The sequence below is a fragment of the Pseudomonas sp. NPDC089547 genome (assembly GCF_050280665.1).
Classification (GTDB): Bacteria; Pseudomonadota; Gammaproteobacteria; order Pseudomonadales; family Pseudomonadaceae; genus Aquipseudomonas.
In genome coordinates this window covers 1-15,760 of sequence record NZ_JBNNVS010000073.1, presented here as the reverse complement: position 1 = coordinate 15,760, position 15,760 = coordinate 1, and the positions used below count along the sequence as shown (strand labels likewise).

15 protein-coding genes are annotated in these 15,760 nt (G+C 62.5%); 5 read left to right on the top strand and 10 right to left on the bottom strand.

All coding sequences use genetic code 11. The features are described 5' to 3' along the window. Positions 1-373 precede the first annotated feature (373 nt). Positions 374-1,270 (top strand): formate/nitrite transporter family protein, encoded by an 897-nt coding sequence (locus ACQKPZ_RS26780; protein WP_427544057.1) that lies wholly within the window; start codon positions 374-376, stop codon positions 1,268-1,270. Positions 1,271-1,273: 3 nt separating this feature from the next. Here the strand turns inward: ACQKPZ_RS26780 and ACQKPZ_RS26775 are convergent, their stop codons facing one another. Further along, a complete protein-coding gene (locus ACQKPZ_RS26775; RefSeq protein WP_427544054.1) occupies positions 1,274-2,365 on the bottom strand; it encodes an MBL fold metallo-hydrolase in 1,092 nt (363 codons plus the stop codon). Positions 2,366-2,495: 130 nt separating this feature from the next. On the opposite strand from ACQKPZ_RS26775, the gene ACQKPZ_RS26770 reads away from it, so the two are divergent. Next, positions 2,496-3,569, top strand: coding sequence for a diguanylate cyclase (locus tag ACQKPZ_RS26770; protein ID WP_427544051.1), 1,074 nt, complete (start codon positions 2,496-2,498; stop codon positions 3,567-3,569). Positions 3,570-3,620: 51 nt separating this feature from the next. After that, on the top strand, positions 3,621-6,206 hold the full coding sequence (locus tag ACQKPZ_RS26765; protein WP_427544048.1) for a bifunctional diguanylate cyclase/phosphodiesterase: 2,586 nt from the start codon (positions 3,621-3,623) through the stop codon (positions 6,204-6,206). Between the two features lie 100 nt (positions 6,207-6,306). Here ACQKPZ_RS26765 and ACQKPZ_RS26760 read toward each other — a convergent pair whose 3' ends face one another. Together ACQKPZ_RS26760 and ACQKPZ_RS26755 are read right to left on the bottom strand one after the other, a co-directional pair. Further along, positions 6,307-6,630: a DUF2025 family protein gene (locus ACQKPZ_RS26760; RefSeq protein ID WP_427544045.1), complete on the bottom strand. Its 324-nt coding sequence runs from the start codon at positions 6,628-6,630 to the stop codon at positions 6,307-6,309. Between the two features lie 131 nt (positions 6,631-6,761). Then, the gene (locus ACQKPZ_RS26755) at positions 6,762-7,679 is read right to left on the bottom strand and encodes a LysR family transcriptional regulator (protein ID WP_427544042.1); all 918 of its coding nucleotides are present in this window, start codon (positions 7,677-7,679) and stop codon (positions 6,762-6,764) included. Positions 7,680-7,792: 113 nt separating this feature from the next. Between ACQKPZ_RS26755 and ACQKPZ_RS26750 the strand changes: the two genes are divergently transcribed. Further along, complete coding sequence (locus ACQKPZ_RS26750) at positions 7,793-8,551, top strand: SDR family NAD(P)-dependent oxidoreductase (protein WP_427544039.1); 759 nt, start codon at positions 7,793-7,795, stop codon at positions 8,549-8,551. Between the two features lie 38 nt (positions 8,552-8,589). On the opposite strand, the gene ACQKPZ_RS26745 is transcribed toward ACQKPZ_RS26750, so the two are convergent. From ACQKPZ_RS26745 to ACQKPZ_RS26715, 7 genes are all read right to left on the bottom strand, one after another. Continuing rightward, positions 8,590-9,444, bottom strand: coding sequence for an efflux RND transporter periplasmic adaptor subunit (locus tag ACQKPZ_RS26745; RefSeq protein ID WP_403204079.1), 855 nt, complete (start codon positions 9,442-9,444; stop codon positions 8,590-8,592). 12 nt (positions 9,445-9,456) lie between these two features. Next, complete coding sequence (locus tag ACQKPZ_RS26740; RefSeq protein ID WP_391135400.1) at positions 9,457-9,663, bottom strand: DUF1656 domain-containing protein; 207 nt, start codon at positions 9,661-9,663, stop codon at positions 9,457-9,459. After that, positions 9,650-11,638 (bottom strand): FUSC family protein, encoded by a 1,989-nt coding sequence (locus ACQKPZ_RS26735; RefSeq protein ID WP_427544036.1) that lies wholly within the window; start codon positions 11,636-11,638, stop codon positions 9,650-9,652. Before ACQKPZ_RS26735 ends, ACQKPZ_RS26740 begins: the two co-directional genes overlap by 14 nt. Positions 11,639-11,890: 252 nt before the next feature. Continuing rightward, complete coding sequence (ccoM, locus tag ACQKPZ_RS26730) at positions 11,891-12,007, bottom strand: cytochrome c oxidase subunit CcoM (RefSeq protein ID WP_008097462.1); 117 nt, start codon at positions 12,005-12,007, stop codon at positions 11,891-11,893. Positions 12,008-12,142: 135 nt separating this feature from the next. Continuing rightward, positions 12,143-12,304, bottom strand: coding sequence for a hypothetical protein (locus ACQKPZ_RS26725; RefSeq protein WP_003254864.1), 162 nt, complete (start codon positions 12,302-12,304; stop codon positions 12,143-12,145). 67 nt (positions 12,305-12,371) lie between these two features. Further along, positions 12,372-12,701, bottom strand: coding sequence for an aspartate-semialdehyde dehydrogenase (locus ACQKPZ_RS26720; protein WP_391135408.1), 330 nt, complete (start codon positions 12,699-12,701; stop codon positions 12,372-12,374). A gap of 63 nt (positions 12,702-12,764) precedes the next feature. Then, a complete protein-coding gene (locus ACQKPZ_RS26715) occupies positions 12,765-13,460 on the bottom strand; it encodes a M949_RS01915 family surface polysaccharide biosynthesis protein (protein WP_391135411.1) in 696 nt (231 codons plus the stop codon). A gap of 162 nt (positions 13,461-13,622) precedes the next feature. Between ACQKPZ_RS26715 and rapA the strand changes: the two genes are divergently transcribed. Then, positions 13,623-15,760 (top strand): RNA polymerase-associated protein RapA (rapA, locus tag ACQKPZ_RS26710; RefSeq protein ID WP_427544033.1); only part of this gene is annotated, 2,138 nt, incomplete at its 3' end.

Below are 15,760 nucleotides of genomic sequence, written 5' to 3'. Positions count from 1 at the left end.
GCTGATAATCTTTTTGACTATCAGTCCGTACTCACAAGCACCCACACGAATTGCTTGATTCGATTTGTTAAAGAGCGTTTGGTTAAGAGCTTTTCATCTCAACCGAGGCGCGCATTCTACGCTTTCCTCATTTGCTGTCAAGCGTTTATTTTGAAGTTTTTTACCACCGCTTTCTTTCGAAAGCTAACAACTTCAAACACTTACCGCTTGCCCCGAAGCGTTCATCGCTGCGAGGAGGCGAATAATACGCGCTTTGAAATCAGAGTCAACACCTTGTTCTGAAAAAACTTTCTCGACGCGTTCGGCGGCTACCTGGCAACTAATGAAAGCGCCGGGAATCTGTAAAGAAACACCCCCACGGAGCGTAGCGGCCATGAGCGATGCGCAAAGCGAGAAAACCCCGGGCTTGTCCGCAGATGAAGAGCAGGAGGTCAGCCACAACCAGCCGCCACGGGCAGCAGTGCTGCACGAGATCATTCGCTACCAGGGCGACCAGGAGCTTGAACGTACGCTTGCCGCGCTGTGGTGGTCGGCACTGGCGGCAGGCTTGTCCATGGGGTTGTCGCTGATGGCCATGGGGCTGTTCTACGCCCGCCTGCCAGAAGGTGACGGCGCCCAGGTGATCGCCAGCATCGGCTACAGCGCCGGCTTCCTCGCGGTGATCCTTGCACGCCAGCAGCTGTTTACCGAAAACACCCTCACCGCTGTGCTGCCCATCATGACCTCCCCTACCCTGGCCAATTTCGGTCGCCTGCTACGCCTGTGGGGCGTGGTGCTGCTCGGCAACCTGGCCGGTACCCTGCTGGTAGCCTGGGTCATGCTGGAGCTGCCGATCTTCGACAGCAAGACGGACGTGGCCTTCCTGGAGGTTGGCCGCAAGGTCATGAAAAACGACGTGAGCCAGATGTTCGCCAAGGGCATCGTTTCGGGCTGGATGATCGCCACCATGGTCTGGATGATCCCATCCATGGAGTACGCCAAGATCTGGATCATCCTGATGATCACCTACCTGATGGCACTTGGCGACTTCACTCATATAGTAGTGGGCTCGGTCGAAGTGTCGTATCTGGTGTGGGCAGGGGAACAAACCTGGAGCACCTTCTGGCTGGAATTCGCCATGCCGACCCTGGCCGGCAACATCATTGGTGGCAGCTTCATCTTTGCCCTGATCAGCCATGCGCAGGTACGCAGTGACAGCGGCAAGCCGCCCTCGCAGCTCTTGAAAGACCAAAAAGCCCGCCCCCCGCGCAGCAAGGAAGGCACTGAATGAGGTTCAGCGTGTCGCTACCGTGCGTTCATTCGCCTGGCCCCGCTGACGCACAGGCTTCGGCTGCCACCAGTTCTGCCCAGCGTGCGGTGAGTCAAGGCTGATCCGCTCGCCCATCTGCGGCGTGCTCAAGCGCACCTGAGCCTGGTTGGCCAGCGCCAGTATGCGTTCGAAGGGTTCCTGCCAGCCGTGGGTAGACAAGTCGAAGGTGCCGTTGTGAATCGGCAGCATCCAGCGCCCGCGCAAATCCAGGTGGGCCTGCAGGCTTTGCTCCGGCTGCATGTGTACGCTGGGCCAGGCCACGTTGTAGGCACCGGTTTCGATCAAGGTCAGGTCGAACGGCCCGAAGCGTTCGCCTATCTGCTTGAAGCCACCGAAGTAGCCGGTATCGCCGCTGAAGAATACCCGCACATCTTCATCGACAATCACCCAGGACGCCCACAATGTCCGATTGCTGTCCAGCAAGCCGCGCCCGGAAAAGTGCTGCGCCGGGGTGGCAACGAAGCGCACGCCCTCCACGGTGCTTTCCTGCCACCAGTCCAGCTGCCGCACCTTGGCAGGTGCAACGCCCCAGCTCATCAGCCGGTCGCCCACGCCCAATGGCGCCAGGAATACTCCGGTGCGCGGTGCCAGCTGCCGAATCGCCTGCTCGTCGAGGTGGTCGAAATGATCGTGCGACAGCACCACTGCAGCCAGCGGCGGTAGTTGGTCCAGGGCCAGTGGCGGCGCATGGAAGCGCAATGGGCCAGCCCACTGCACGGGGGAGGCGCGTTCGGCGAATACCGGGTCGGTAATGAAGAAGCGCCCGCGCAGCTTGAGCAATACTGTTGAATGGCCCAGGCGCCACAAGCTGTGGTCAGGGGCGTCGAGAACCTGCTCACGGGTCATGGGCTGGAGGCTGATCGGCATGGACGGCCGGGTGTACGGCGGTTTGCGCAGAAACAGGTACTTGAGCCCGATGCGCAGTTTTTTCAGCACGCCATCCTGCGGCAGCGATGCCTGGTTGTGGAATCGTCCACCCTGCTGTGGTGCCGGCTCGCCGGCAGCATTCGCCAAAGGGGCCATCAGCAACACTCCGAGCAACAGGAAAGCCTTCATCTTACCCCACAGTGATCAGATCAACCGTGAATTGGCTTGCAAGGTCATTTTTCGCCGATGAAACAGTGTTCAACAATATTCATGCAAGTTATGCGATAAACGGTACCCCGGCAGAAGAACGATGAACATGATGGACAACCGCAGCGGCAAAGGGCTTTCATTCGTCAAACGCATCTACTTGCCGCGCGTCATCGGCCTGGGTATCGGCCTGTTCAGTGTCATGGCGGCCATCGCGCCGCTGTCGCCCCCCACCTGGGCATGGCTGCTGGTGCTGTTCAACGGGCTGCTGTGGCCGCACGTGGCCTACCTGTGGGCTGCCCGCTCGGCAATGCCCTATCAGGCGGAGCAGCGCAACCTGTTGCTGGACTCCCTGATGGGCGGGTTCTGGACCGCCGCCATGCACTTCAACCCGCTGCCCAGCGTGACCGTACTGTCGATGATGACCATGAACAACGTAGCCGCTGGCGGCAAGCGCATGGTCTTTCGCGGGATGCTGGCCCAGCTGGCCGGCATGCTCATCGCCATCCTGTTGCTGGGCCCCGGCCTGCAGTTGAACGCCACGCCCCTGCAGGTTTATGCCTGCCTGCCGATGCTGACGCTGTACCCACTGGCGTTGGGTTGGGTGTGCTTCCAGCTGGCAATCAAGCTGGCCGAGCACAAACGCCGGCTCAGCGCCCTTAGCCTTACCGACAGCCTGACCGGCCTGCTCAACCATGGTGCCTGGAAAGACCTGCTGCTGCTCAAGTTCCAGGCCTGCAAACAGCAGCAGGGGCACGCGGTCATTGCCCTGATCGACATCGACCATTTCAAGACCATCAACGACACCTTCGGCCACGTGGTCGGTGACTGCGTACTACGCCAGCTCAGCGCTGAACTGCGGCGCAACCTGCGCGAAGGCGACCACGCCGGGCGTTACGGCGGTGATGAGTTCTGTGTGATCCTGCCGGACACCCGTGAAGCCCAGGCCTGCCACGCCATGGAGCGTCTGCGCGAACGGGTGGCCAATTACCGCAACCCACAGCTGCCGCACCTGCGCATCAGCCTGAGCATTGGCCTGTCCCCCTTCGAGGTTGGGCTGGAATCGCCCGAGCACTGGCTCGATCAGGCCGACAAAGCGCTTTACACCGCCAAGCACGCTGGCCGCGACCGGGTCAATTTTGCCCGCAGTGAAGCCTCAACGCTCAAGCTGGCCTATCCTGAGTAAACCTCCTTCCTGACTGCCTGGCGGGAGGCTGCTTGAAGGAGCCGCTCGCGCATGGCCAGGACCGCCAACCTTCCCTCCACCAGCCCCACACCGCGCTTCCAGGTGCGCCGCCTCATTGCTGGCTTCAGCGCTGTTTTCGGGCTGGCCTGCCTGGTCACCCTCAGTGCGCTGTTCAATATCGCCGCCACCCTTGATCAACAGGAGCGCCAGCGCAGTGCCTTCCAGGCCAACCAGGCGCTGGAGCAACGGCTGCTTGCCTCACGTCAGTTCCTGTCCAGCTACGCGGTGTGGGATGCAGCCTTTGAGCACCTGGCAGGCCAGGCTGACTGGAAATGGGCCTACGACGAAAAGAACGTAGGCGAATCCCTGTACAGCGCCAGCGGCTATGAAGGGGTATTCGTGGTGGATGACACGCGCACCACCTACGCGCTGTTCAAAGGCCAGCCCAGCCAGGCGGGCGCCAACACCTATATAGATGCCCCGCTGCAGCCGATCATCGACCAGGCCCGTGCAGCCGCGATCCCCCGTGAACAAATCACCCACTTCGTGCTGTTCAACGGCTGGCCCGCCGTGCTCAGTGCCGCCGCCGTACGCCCGGACCGCGATGTCACCGACAATGAGGTGCGACAAGCACCGGTGATGCTGTTTGTCGACCAGCTCACCGAAGACAAGCTGGAGCGGCTGGCTACCGGTGCCGGCCTGACCGGCATGCATGTGGACAAGAACACCGTGGGCGAACACGGTCACCTGCGCATCGAGCTGGGCGACACCGGCTACCACCTGGCCTGGAACAGCCCTCTGCCCGGGCGCCAACTGCTGTGGGCCGTATTACCGCCACTGCTCAGCGCGCTGCTGATTCTCGGCCTGATCATGCTGTACCTGTTCCGCCTCACCCTGCGCAGTTCGCGGGCAATCGGCCTTACACTCACTCACCTGCAACAAAGTAATCAGGCCCTGGAAGCCAGCGAGCAGCGTTTTCGTGCCGTGGCCGAATCGGCGTCCGACTGGATCTGGGAAACCGACCGGCACCAACGCCTCAGCTACCTGTCGCAGCGCTTCGCCAACGTCACCGGTGACCCGGTGGACGACTGGCTCGGCCAGCCACTCAACCAGTTGCTGGCCTGCGATACCACACCACTCTCACCCTGGCTGGATGCCCTGACCAGCGCCGACCCGCAACAGCTGGCCACCCTGCGCTGCACTTACCGCGACCAGAATGGCCAGAACCGCTACTGCAGGATTTCGGCCCGCGCCATCTGGTATGACGGCAAGCCCATCGGTTTTCGTGGCACCGCCAGCGACATCACCGACGAAGTCGATGCCCATGCGCGCATCCAGCACCTGTCACTGCACGACCCTCTGACCGGGCTGGCCAACCGCAACAAGCTTGCCAGGCACCTGGAGCAGGCACTGCTGCGCGGCAATGATTCGCCACCATTGACCCTACTGCTGCTGGACCTGGACAACTTCAAGCCGATCAACGATTCCCTTGGCCATGCCGCCGGCGATGCCGTGCTCCAGGAAGTGGCAACGCGCCTGCGCGACACCACCCGTGATGGCGACCTGGTTGCGCGCCTGGGCGGCGACGAGTTCATTCTGGTGCTCAGCGGCATGGACAACCGCAGTGAAGTCGACCGCTTCTGCGCACGCCTGATCAGCCTGCTGCAGCAACCCATCACATTCGATAGCCAACCGTTGCATGTCGGCGCCAGCATCGGCGTGGCACAAACCCGTACCCAAGGTTTTGATGCCGGCGAACTGATCCGCTGCGCCGACATCGCCCTGTACCAGGCCAAAGCCGATGGCAAGAATACCTGGCGCTACTTCGCCGCTGAAATGAACCAGCAGATCCAGTACCGTCGCCAGCTGGAAAACGACCTGCGCCGGGCCCTGCGCAACCAGGAATTCGAACTGCACTACCAGCCACGCTACCGCGTCAGCGACCGACGCATCGTCGCAGTCGAAGCGTTGCTGCGCTGGCAGCACCCGCAAGAAGGGTTGTTGGGCCCGGACACCTTCATCCCGCTGGCCGAACAGAGCGACATCATCGTCGCACTGGGCCGCTGGGTGCTGCGTGAAGCTTGCCGCACGGCCCATGACTGGCCCGCCGACGTTCTGGTGTCGGTAAACCTGTCGCCTGCGCAGTTCCTGCGCAGCGACGTGGTCGCCGACGTGCGCGAGATCCTGCTGGACACCGCCTTCCCGGCCCAGCGCCTGGAGCTGGAAATTACCGAGAACGTGATGCTCAACGACATCGAGGGCGCACTGGGCACCATGCTCTCGCTCAAGGAGTTGGGCGTACGCCTGAACATGGACGACTTCGGCACCGGCTACTCATCGCTGGGTTACCTGCGTACCTACCCGTTCGACAGCATCAAGATCGACAAGCGCTTTATCAGTGGCCTGAACAGCAACGGCGGCAGCGACCGTGCCGTGGTACAAGCCATCATCAACCTGGGTGAAGCGATGGGGTTGACGGTGACGGCCGAGGGAGTAGAGAGCGAACAGCAACTCAAGGCATTGGAAAACGACCGATGCCACGAGGTACAGGGTTATTACATGAGCCGGCCGCTGGACAGTGCGGGGCTGGAGGCGTTATTGCGCCAAAAACCCCAAAGCACTGCACAACCCTTGTAGGAGCAGCCTTGTGCTGCGAAGAGGCCGGTGAAGCAACCATCAGCTGTGCAGCTTGTACCGGCCTCTTCGCAGCACAAGGCTGCTCCTACAAGGGCCGGGTTTATTGCTGCATGCTGCGTTCAGCCACGATCTCAGGCAGATCCAGGCGGCGCAGGTAAGCGCGCAGCGGCTCACCGATATTCAAGCGGTCATCCACATGCTGTTCCAGCAACAGCGCCAGCCGTTCACGGCACAGCGCCATGCGCTGCCCTTGCTCGGGCCGCCAGACAAACTCGTTGCATGGGGTAATGCTGTCGTCGGCCACATCCATGCCGAACGAGTCTTCGGAAAAACGCACGATATGGACACCGCGCTTACCATGAAAACCGACAAAGCCCTTGAGCTGGTCGGCAGCGTTGCAGATGTCCTGGGACGTGATGGCCATGACGTAACCTCGCAATGAAATCGGAAGATACGCACGCCTGGCGGGGATGGGTCACCTCTACCGGGCAACTCGCAAGCAACAGCCTAACGCAACTGGCGGGCCGTTCGCCAAGTCTTTTCGTAGCCCCCTGTTCAGCCTGCATCCGGGGTTGGGTCAACCTGCGAAGCCAGCAATACCGTCAGCCACTGCATGAACGCCTGGACCCGCCGCGGCACATGCCGTTGCCGGGCGTACAGCAGTGACACCGGCATGGCGGGTGCTTGCCAGCCTTCAAGCAGTGAAACCATTTCGCCACGCTGTAAATGCTCGGCCACGCCCACCGCCGGCACCTGGATCAACCCCAGCCCGGCCAGGCACGCCGCCGAGTAGGCCTCGGCGTTGTTGACCGTGACCACGCCGGCCATCGCCTGGTAATGCACCTCACCATCTTGCACGTATTCGAAACCCGCACTTCGCGCGCCCAGGGTGCGCACGTAATGCACCAACTGGTGCCCGACCAGGTCCTGTAGCGTCGCCGGCACACCATGGCGGGCCACGTAAACGAGGCTGGCACAGTTGCGCATGCTCAGTTGCCCGACTGGCCGCGCCACCACATCCAGGTCATGCAAGGCACCGATGCGCATCACGCAGTCAAACCCTTCGCGCAGCAGGTCGACCTGGCGGTCGGTGCAACTGAGCTCCACTTCAAGCCGCGGGAAGCGCTGCAGAAACTGCGGCAACGCCGGAATGATGACGCGCCGGGCCATCATGGTCGGCAGGTCGATGCGCAGGCGCCCGGCCAGCTCGGTATCGTCGGCACTGAACAGGTTCTCGATCTCGTCCATGCCGGACAGCAGGTCCTTGCTACGCTCGTACAGCAAGGCGCCATCCTGGGTCGCTTGCACCCTGCGGGTCGTGCGGTTGAACAACTGCGTGCCCAGCAATCGTTCGAGCGCTTTTACCTGCTCCGACACGGTCGATCGTGGCAGGCCAAGGCTTTCGGCGGCCAAGGTGAAACTGCTGACTTCACTTACCCGCACAAATGTCCGCAACAACTCCAGCTTGTTCACTAATAGTCCCAATTGTCCGGTTTTATCGAACAGTATTTCCATTTCTGCAGGATTTAACAGCCTGAAGCCGACCAATAACCTTTCCTCATTCACCCAACCATGAGGTTTTCACCATGACCCGCAAGATTGCCCTGATCACTGGCGCCAGCCGCGGCCTTGGCCGTAACGCTGCCGAACACCTGGCTGCACGCGGTATCGATGTCATCGGCACTTATCACAGCAAGGCGGACGAGGCCCAGGCCGTGGTTGCCCGGCTGGAGCAGGCCGGGGTCAAGGCCGCCATGCTGCAACTGGACGTCAGCAACAGCGAGAGTTTTGCCAGCTTCGCCGAGCGCCTGGCTACCACCCTGCAACAGCACTTTGGCCGCGAAGATTTCGACTTTCTGGTGAACAATGCCGGGATCGGGCTGAACGTGCCCTACGTGGACACTACCGAGGCGCAGTTCGACCAGTTGCTGAACATCCAGCTCAAAGGGCCATTCTTCCTCACCCAGCGCCTGCTGCCGCTGCTGGTCGACAATGGCCGCATCGTCAATATTTCCACTGGCCTGGCCCGCTTTGCGCTGCCGGGGTATGCCGCCTATGCCGCGATGAAGGGCGCCATGGAGGTGCTGACCCGCTACCAGGCCAAAGAACTGGGTGCTCGTGGCATTCGCGTGAACATTCTGGCGCCGGGGGCGATCGAGACTGACTTTGGCGGCGGTGTGGTGCGGGATAACGAGCAGGTGAATGCGTACATCGCCGGGAACACGGCGCTGGGGCGAGTGGGCTTGCCGGATGATATCGGGGCGGCGATCGCGCTGCTGCTGGAAGACGGCAATGGCTGGATTACCGGCCAGCGGCTGGAAGTTTCGGGCGGGATGTTCCTCTGACTTCGGGATATTGGGGCCACGTTGTGGCCCCGGTAGCACTATTCATGCACCTGCACGCTGGCGGTCATCCCGGCACTCAAAGTCACCCCTTCCGGCACCTGGTCCAGACGAATCCTCACGGGAATCCGCTGGGCCAGGCGCACCCAGTTGAAGGTGGGTTCCACCTCCGGCAGCAACTGGCTGTCCGGGTTGCTGTTGCGGTCGGTGATGCCGCGGCTGATGCTCTCCACGTGCCCTTGCATCGGCTCGCCTGCCCCCATCAACCAGACTTTCACTGTGTCCCCTACGCGAATACGCGGCAGCTTGGTTTCCTCGAAGTAGGCCTGGATATAGAAGGTTGAATCATCCACCAGGGCCATTACCGATTGCCCGGTGTTCACATAGTTACCCTCAGCCAGACGCAGGTTGGTGATGTGCCCGCTGCGCGGTGCCCGCACCTCGCTGCGCGCCAGGTTGATCTTGGCCACCTGCAACTGCGCCTCTGCCTCATGCAGTTCACCCCGTGCAATAGCGGCATTGATCTGGGCGTTCTCACGCAGCTCGGCACTGATCGCCTCTGGCCCCAAGGCCGTACGGCGGGCTGCCTCACGCTCACGCAGGCGCAATTGCTGGGCGCGTGTTTCAGTCACCGCGCTGGCCTGGTCGAAGGCAGCCTGGAAGCGCTCGCGGTCGATGCTCATCAGCAAGTCGCCTGCCTTGACCTGCTGGTTATCACGGGCCTTGAGCTCGCGCACCCAGCCGGACACGTCAGGGGCGATCACCACCACGTCGGCGCGCACACGGGCATCACGGGTCCAGGGGGTAAGCATGTAGTACTGCCACAACTGGTAGCCGGCCAACACGGCCAGCGCCACCACACACAGCGTCACCAGGGTACGTACGACCGCACGCATCGAAACACTCCTTTACAAAGCTCCCAGCAGCCTTACCACCAGGAACAGCACACAAACGAACAGCGCCGTGTCGAACAACGCTTCATGCCAGATCCAGCGCCCCAAGGGCGTAGCCTGCACCACCAGGCGCAGCAGGCCCGTGAGCAACAGTGCCAGCAATACATACAGCAGAAACGGGCTGAGCAGCACGCCGCCCACTTCCCATTCACGCAACCCCATGGGCGTCCTCCTGCCAGCGGCACCACTTGCCCCAGCTTTTCTGCAATTGCAGCACCGCACCTTCGGCCAGCCGCAGCGGGTCACTCGAAGGTAACCGGCGTAGAGCGGCAATGAATTGTTCACTGGCAGCATCCAGGCGCTGCCCACGCCCGGCGGCAGGCCCATTGGCCAGTACCGCTTCCACCTGCTGCAAGTAGTCGCGCTCGGCCCGGCCCAAAGGGGCCTGGGCGACCGCAAGACACATGCGCAGGTGTACCAGTTCATCACCGATATCCAGCCCATGCAGGCCATCATCCCAGCGTTTGCGCTCGCTTTCGGGCAGCTCGCCAGCATGCCGCGCCAGTTGCATCAGGCGGTCAGCCATGCGCCCGCCAAACCAGCTGTCGGCCCCGCGCAGGTCGCGCCGGGTCAGGCGTACAAGGTCATTCTGGGTGGCTGCACGCAGGCGCCGGCCCAACCAGGCCGGGTGGCGGAACACCAGTAAACGGAAGGCCATTACCGCCGCCGATACCCCTACCAGCATCGCCAGAGCGCTGTTGAGCATGGTCGCCACACCAAACTGCATGGCGTTTAGCGGTGACACCAACACAATGAAGTGCAGGCAATAGGATGTGGCAGTGGCCCCGGTACGCGGATGGGCCATGCCCAGGGCGCCGAGAAACAACGGCACGCCCATGCCCAGGCACAGCATGGCGAAACTGCTCCATTGCGGTAGCAATATCTGCCCCACCAGAAACGCCGCCGGTATCGCCAGGAAAATCCCGCGCAGGAAGCTCAGGCCAATCTGTGCGCCGTTCTCGCGGCTGGCGAACAGGCTGCACACTACACAGGTAAGCACCAGGCCGCCCGGCGCCGAAGGCCAGGCCGTGGCCAACCAGAAGCCGCTCATGACCAGAAAGGCCAATGCGCTGCGTGAGCCGAACAGCAAGGCCAGCGACCAGTCGCGGTGCGCGGCCAGGCCCTGGGCTACATCCTTGGGCGCCCTGCCCGCTTCCACATCCTCCAGTGCCAGGCTGGCAGCCATGGCGTAATCGAGCAGCAAGGCCATGCGAGCCAGGCAGAAGTGCTCCGCCGAGCTGATCTGCTCGCTATGGGCGGCATCCCAGATGCGCTGGCGCAGTAGCAACAGGCTGGGTTGATCGGGGCTGGCCAGAAGCGCACGAACCTCTTCCAGCCAATGCGCAAGGTGCGCGACCTCCCGCTCATCAAGCTGGCGCCACTGCCGGCGCACCGAGCGCGAGATACGTAGCAGCACCATCAACTTCTGGCTCAACCCCTGGATGGCGCGAGCGCGCTGGCGCCCGCGGTTACCCTCGAACCAGGCATGTTCGCGCTGGCTGTCGATGGCCACGATGCGGCCCAGGCTTTCCAGCAGGCCTTTGCGCGCCTCGTCCTCGCCGCCCAGCATGGCACTGGCGGCCTGCAAGCCATTCTGCCAGGCCTGGCGCGCCTGCCCGCCCAATTGCTGTTCCACCCGCATTGGCCAGAGCAAGGCACTGCTGGCAGTGGCGCAGAAGATACCCAGGCAAATCTCGGTGCAACGCGCCACGGCCTGGTCGAACACCTGCAACGGATGGTCGATGGCCGGCAAGGCAATGATCGCCGCCGTGTAGCCAGCCAGCACAAAGGCATAGGCCCAGGCGCTGCGCAGTTGGGTAGAGGCAGCCGTGCACAGGGCCAGCCACAGGGCCAGGGTTATCAGGAACAGACCCGGGGTTTGGGCAAACAGGCCGATAAACAGCACCGACATGACCGTACCTACCAACGTGCCTGCCAGCCGCGCCAGGCCCTTCTGCACCACCATGCCCGACAGCGGCTGGGCAACGATGAAGGCGGTCATCAATGCCCAAGCCGGTTGCTCCAGGCCCCAGCGCATCGCCAGCCACAACGCCAGCCCGCCGCCGAGCAGGGTCTTGATCGCAAACTTGAGGGCTAGGCTGCTGGGGGCAAACAGCGCCTGGAGGGTGATGGGCACTAGGCGGACCTTGCGGGGGATGGTCTTGTTGAAACGATAGACAATGGCGGGCAGGATAAGGTGTAAATGAATAATTAGCTAGCTAATCATCTTTTCTGTGCCAGCCTCTTCGCGGTTCTTGAGGCCTGTGCAATACCTGTGGGAGCGGGCAAGCCCGCGAAGAGGCCAGTACAGACAGAAACAAATGCCAGGCAAAAAAAATGGGCGACCGAAGTCGCCCTAAATGCCTTGCGTGCTCGTGTACCCGGAAGGTCAGCGCGGCTTGCGCTTGTTCGAGTCCTTCCAGATGAAAATGCCCAGACCGGCGAAGAAAGCGAACATCAACCCGACCGTTACCACACCGGCGATAACCACGTTGTCGAAGAACATGCTGGCCTCCCCATTCGTTCACCGTTGTCCGATGGGTGCAAGGTAACCAATGTGGCGGGGGAGAAAATTGATCGGGATCAATGGTGCCCGGGGCCGGGCACGCGAGGGGGATGCAGGTTTGACCTACGTCAAGTTTCAGCGCTTCTTGGGCTTGCCCTTGGGTTTCTTTTTCTTGCTGGTGCTCAACGGCAGGGCCTGCTCGAACGCGTTGCGCATTTCGTTCAGGCGCTTTTCCTTGAGGTCATGCACGCGCTTCGCGCGTTCTGCATCGAAATCGATGAGGTTGTCTTGGCTCATGGGTGGGCTCGACGATCAACTGAGGCTTGCATGATGAAGCCAGGCGCAGGCGCTGACCAGCCCCGCGTCAGACTTCGATGTCCACCAGCAGCCCCTGGCGCACATGCTCGTCTATCAAGGGGGCCACCGGCACGGTGTTGTCGGCGTTGACCTCGTCGCCAGGCATGGCGCTGTAACGGTCCTGATCGCCCTTCTGCCGGCGTTGCTGCTGGCGACGCTGTTCATCGCGCAGCAACAGTGCCTGCTCCTGCGGGTCGCGCTGCTGCTTGAGGTCGATGGCACTTTCGCTGGACGCAGGCTGCGCCGGCACCACCGGCTTGATGTCGGGGGTGGGCTTGACCGGGTCCTGTTGCGAGGTCACCGGGGCGGCACTGAGCGGGATGATCGGCGGCAGCATGGACGTTCTCCTATGCCCACTGTATCGGCAGGCGAGGGTTCAACTTGATGTCATGCACTACATTTACTCGGCTTCGTCGTCAGGCTCGTCGTCGACTGGCGGGCTGGTTTCGCTCCAGGGCCGCTTGTAAACCTGCTGCCAGACCGCATCCATGTGATCGCGCAGCACCTGTGGCGCGGTTTTCAGCGAGGCACTGTCATCACGCTCGCCGCCGACCGGTTCTTCACCCGCCGGAGTGATCAGCGACTGGCCGGTGATGGTGTAGCTGGCCTTCCCTTCACGCATCTCGATGGCAATGTCATGCGGGTCGATGCCACCGCCACAGAAAGCATGGCTGGCCACCGTCACCTCGGCCACGCCGTCTTTGTTCAGGTCGCTGACATCACTGACGTCAGTATAGAAGTCCACGTCCAGGTCCAGCCCCGGGCAGGTGGTTTCCTGCTCGATCTGCCAACGCGCCTTGAAAGCGTCGCTTTCGCCAGCACGCCCGTACAAGGTGGCCTTGAGCACCACCTTGTCCACTTCCTGTTCGCTTTCCGGGTCGCTGGCCTGGCCATCGCTGCGGCTCAGCACCAGCAGGCCTTCACCGTCGCGATCACGAAAATGCACGCTCTTGATCGGGGTCTGCACGCCCAGTACCTCAAGCTGCTCCATCGGGATGGCGGGCAAGGTCTCGAAGTTTTTCTGCTCGCAGGCAGCCAGTAGCAGCAGGCTGCCCGCGGCCATGGAAAGGCTGATCCAGCGGTGCTTGGCAGACATAGTGATGCAGGGCCCTCGTCGACGGCACAGTGCGGGGCGATGAAACGGCTAGACTGACTTACTTCCTGTTGTCGTTCGGCACCTTTCGGTGCGTTCGCACTTTGGTCTGACCGGCCGATCCGTTAACATAATCGGCTTTTTCATCGCGGGAGTTCAGGCAGTATGGCGCAGCAGTATCAACCGGGGCAACGCTGGATCAGCGACAGCGAAGCAGAGCTCGGCCTGGGTACCATCCTGGCGCAGGATGGCCGCCTGTTGACCGTGCTCTACCCGGCCACTGGCGACACCCGCCAGTATTCCCTGCGCAATGCGCCGCTGACCCGCGTGCGCTTCTCGCCAGGTGACCAGATCACTCACTTCGAGGGCTGGAAACTGACCGTGCGCGAGGTCGACGACATCGACGGGCTGATGGTCTATCACGGCCTGGACGGGCAGAACCAGCCACGTACCCTGCCCGAAACCCAGCTGTCGAACTTCATTCAGTTCCGCCTGGCCAGCGACCGCCTGTTCGCCGGGCAGATCGACCCGCTGTCCTGGTTCAGCCTGCGCTACAACACCCTGCAGCACACCAGCAAGCAGATGCAGTCGGCATTGTGGGGCCTGGGCGGCTGCCGTGCGCAACCGATCGCCCACCAGTTGCACATCGCCCGCGAAGTTGCTGACCGTAGCGCGCCTCGGGTACTGCTGGCCGACGAAGTGGGCCTGGGTAAAACCATCGAGGCCGGCCTGGTGATTCACCGCCAGCTGCTGTCGGGCCGCGCCAGCCGCGTGCTGATCCTGGTACCAGAAAACCTCCAGCACCAGTGGCTGGTGGAAATGCGCCGGCGCTTCAACCTACAAGTCGCCTTGTTCGACGCCGAGCGTTTCATCGAGAGTGATGCCAGCAACCCGTTCGAAGACGCCCAACTGGCACTGGTTGCCCTGGAATGGCTGGTTGACGACGAAAAGGCCCAGGACGCGCTGTTTGCCGCAGGCTGGGACCTGATGGTGGTCGACGAAGCCCACCACCTGGTCTGGCACGAAGACCAGGTCAGTGCCGAGTACAGCCTGGTCGAGCAACTGGCCCAGGTAATCCCGGGCGTGCTGCTGCTCACTGCAACCCCCGAACAACTCGGGCAGGACAGCCACTTCGCCCGCCTGCGCCTGCTCGACCCCAACCGTTTCCACGACCTGGCAGCCTTCCGCGCCGAGAGCGAGCACTATCGCCCGGTGGCCGAAGCCGTGCAGGAGCTGCTCGACGAAGGCCGCCTTTCGCCCAAGGCCCATGCCACCATCCAGGGCTTCCTGGGTGCCGAAGGCGAAGCCTTGCTGGCTGCGGTCAGCGACGGCGACACCCAGGCCAGCGCACGTTTGATTCGCGAACTGCTCGACCGCCACGGCACCGGCCGCGTGCTGTTCCGTAACACCCGGGCGGCGGTTCAGGGCTTCCCTGAGCGCCAGTTGCACCCCTACCCGGTGGCCATGCCCGAGCAATACCGCGAACTGCCGCCCGGTGAAAAGGCCGAGCTGTACCCGGAAGTGGCCTTCCAGGCCCAGGGTGATGTTGCCGATGACGAACGCTGGTGGCGCTTCGACCCACGCGTCGACTGGCTGATCGACACCCTGAAGATGCTCAAACGCACCAAGGTGCTGGTGATCTGCGCCCACGCCGAAACCGCCATGGACCTGGAAGACGCCTTGCGCGTGCGCTCCGGCATTCCGGCCTCGGTGTTCCATGAAGGCATGAGCATTCTTGAGCGTGACCGCGCCGCCGCCTATTTCGCCGATGAAGAATTCGGCGCTCAGGTGCTGATCTGCTCCGAGATCGGCAGTGAAGGCCGCAACTTCCAGTTTTCGCACCACCTGGTGATGTTCGACCTGCCGGCCCACCCGGACCTGCTGGAACAGCGTATCGGCCGCCTCGACCGTATCGGCCAGAAGCACACCATCCAGCTGCACGTCCCGTACCTGCAAGACAGCCCGCAAGAGCGCCTGTTCCAATGGTACCACGAGGGCCTTAACGCCTTCCTCAACACCTGCCCCACCGGCAACGCCCTGCAGCACCAGTTCGGCCCGCGCCTGCTGCCGCTGCTTGAAGGTGGCGAAAGCAAAGCCTGGGATGCCCTGGTGGCCGAGGCCCGTGGCGAGCGCGAGCGCCTGGAAGCCGAACTGCACACCGGTCGCGACCGCCTGCTGGAGCTGAACTCTGGTGGTGCCGGCGAAGGCGAGGCGCTGGTCGAGGCCATTCTCGAACAGGACGACCAGTTCGCCCTGCCGATCTACATGGAAACCCTGTTCGACGCCTTCGGCATCGACAGCGA